Here is a 2,548-nt window from a genome sequence, read left to right on the forward strand (position 1 = left end):
CCGAGTCCGACGGTACAGTCAAGGGCCGATCGGCCGACGATAGGGTGATGCATGCTAAGATCCTCGGCAAGAGCCGGGCGAGGCAGCTGATGGAGGCCGCTCGGGAGCGGGAGCAGGCTGCCAAGCAACCACGAGGTAGGAGGCGACGACGATGAGCGTAGGCGGAGCGATCGAAGTAGCCAAGGCCATGATCGGTATCCACGCCGACGCCTCCCAGGTAGCCCCGGACATCCGGAAGCACGAGGGGGCCATCCTCTCGTCGGTCCAGGGACTAGCCAGCAAGATCAACGGGGTCATGGGAGCCATCGGTATCGGGTTCGGGCTGAGCAAGCTCTACGGGATGTTCGAGGCCGCCGACTCCGCGGCCGACCAGTACGAGGAGACGATGGTCAAGCTCAGCATCACGATGCAGGGCTTCGGAAAGAACGCCGGATTCTCCGAGGAGACGCTGAAGGGTTGGATCAAGGAGACCACGGACGGGACCGTCATCATGGAGGAGGAGATGGCTAACGCCGCTAAGACCCTCCTCCGCTACGGTGACATACAGGGGGATATGTTCCACCAGGCGATGCAGGCCGCAGCCGACACGGCCGTCTCCTTCGGCTCCGTCGGTTCCGCGGCGATGTCGATGGGGAGGGCCCTCCAAGACCCCGAGCGCGCGGTAGGAATCCTCCGCCGGGCCGGGATCATGCTGTCCGACGAGCAGCGGGATCAGGTCAAGAGCTTCATGGCCTCCGGTGAGAAGTTCAAGGCGCAGCAAGTCATCATGCAGGCGTTCGCGCCCGCGGCCGGAGGAGCTAAGAAGTTCGCCCTGACGGGGCCCGGCATGGAGCAGGGCCTGGAAAAGACCGTCAAGGAACAGCAGATCGCGATGGGGCAGATCTACGACGATCTCGGAAACTTCCTCACCAAGGTACGCATCGAGTTCAACAAGGTGGTGATCGTCATCGGCGAGAGCGTCAAGAAGATCGTCGACGTCTTCACCGGATGGTACTCGGCGTTGGGCGAGATCCCCCAGGCGATCCTCAAGGTGTCCGTGGCCGTCGTAGCATTCGTGGGTGTACTGGGCCTCCTAGCCCCCGCGGCTGCGATGGCCTGGACGGCCATCACGGGTCCAGTAGCCCTGGCTGCCTACGCGATCGTCGGGGTGACGGCGGCCATCGTAGTCGTCTACAAGTGGTTGTCGAGCATGCCGGCGGTCACCGCTGCCTGGAACCGGGCGCTGGATACCTTGTCCGTAGCCTGGGATCGCATCTCTGTCCAACTCAAGTGGGCATGGGACCTCGCAGTCAGCACGTTCGATGCCTTCATGAAGTGGGCTGGTCTGGGTGACGTATTCGACGGAGTGGACTCCAGCATCGGAAATGTCGTGGCGAATATGATCGACGCAGTAGCCGGGTTCGTCGCCGACGCGGCCGAGTGGTTCCAGGTCCTCTCCACAAACGTAAGCGTGGTATGGAGCGGAATGACCGATGCCGTGGAGTATGCTCTGTCGAAGGTGGGAGACGTCTTCAGCAATACGTTCACCAGCTACCTACCGGAGATGGTGCAGTGGTGCATCACCTCGATGAAGGACGCCTGGGAGGAATTCACCACCTGGCTGATGAACCGATTCATGAACCTCTCGATCTATCTTCAGGGGGTCATGGCCCGGCTGCCTGGAATCATCACGGCAGCCACGATGGCAGCTACGATCGCCATCGGGATGAAAGCCGACCCGATCAACGCCGTGAAGAACATACTCGCTAAGGAGATCGAGAACGAGCAGAAGATCGCAGGGAAGGCGTTCGACGCGAACGTCTTCAAGAACAAGCCAGGGAAGGCCGGAGCTATGCCGGAGTTCAAGCCCGGCGAGGAGAGCGAGCGAACGAAGCAGCTCGGAGAGAAGGTCGGGGGAACCTTCCTAGATCTCCTCCAGAAGAAGGCCGCGCTGGCAGCCGAGCGCAAGGGGTTGGAGGACCAGGCTCGCAGGCGTCGCATCGGTGAGGGAGACTTCGGCGGGGACGAGGGAGGCGGAGGCGAGTTTGGTTTGAATATCCCCAAGGGAGTAGCCGACAAGCTCGGGAACATATTCAAGGATGCTACACGTAGCAGCTTCCCCGACCTCGGGAAGAAGATACAGGACTACTTCCTCAAGCAGGGTACTGGAGAGCTGGGCGAGCTGAAGCGCATCGGGGGTCTGATGGAGCAGGGAAACGCACTCCAGAAGCAGATAGCTGACAATACCAGTGATGCACCGGCCGTAGGAGAGTTGCCATGAGCGTGAACGAGGACCCCCTGACATGGCGCAGGAGGACGACGGGCGGTATCCCCTACAAGCTGATGGAGGGCGGACCCCGATTCAACTTCGCTGAGGAGGATGGGTCAGCCGAGGAGACGATCCTCATCCAGTCCAGCCGACTGCTGGACTTCGTAAACGAGTCCTTCAGCGACATCACCGTTTTCCCGGGGTCCGTGTGGAACCATCGCCCAGCGCGACGCATGCCCGGATTCCCCCAGTTCATTACCAAGACGATATCGACCGAACCTTTCCCCCCCGGAAAGCCCT

At 61.4% G+C, this 2,548-nt stretch carries 2 protein-coding genes; both read left to right on the forward strand.

The window, feature by feature from the left end; translation table 11 throughout:
• Positions 1-151 precede the first annotated feature (151 nt).
• Complete coding sequence (locus PHU49_17155; GenBank protein MDD5245738.1) at positions 152-2,260, forward strand: hypothetical protein; 2,109 nt, start codon at positions 152-154, stop codon at positions 2,258-2,260.
• A partial coding sequence (locus PHU49_17160) for a hypothetical protein (protein ID MDD5245739.1) occupies positions 2,257-2,548 on the forward strand: 292 nt, incomplete at its 3' end. The genes PHU49_17155 and PHU49_17160, both read left to right, overlap by 4 nt.

It is taken from the genome of Syntrophorhabdaceae bacterium, from assembly GCA_028713955.1.
Classification (GTDB): domain Bacteria; phylum Desulfobacterota; class Syntrophorhabdia; order Syntrophorhabdales; family Syntrophorhabdaceae; genus UBA5609.

Bases quoted from the DNA above. Each gene is read 5' to 3' on its own strand.
- PHU49_17155 (MDD5245738.1), top strand. From the start codon at position 152: ATGAGCGTAGGCGGAGCGATCGAAGTAGCCAAGGCCATGATCGGTATC.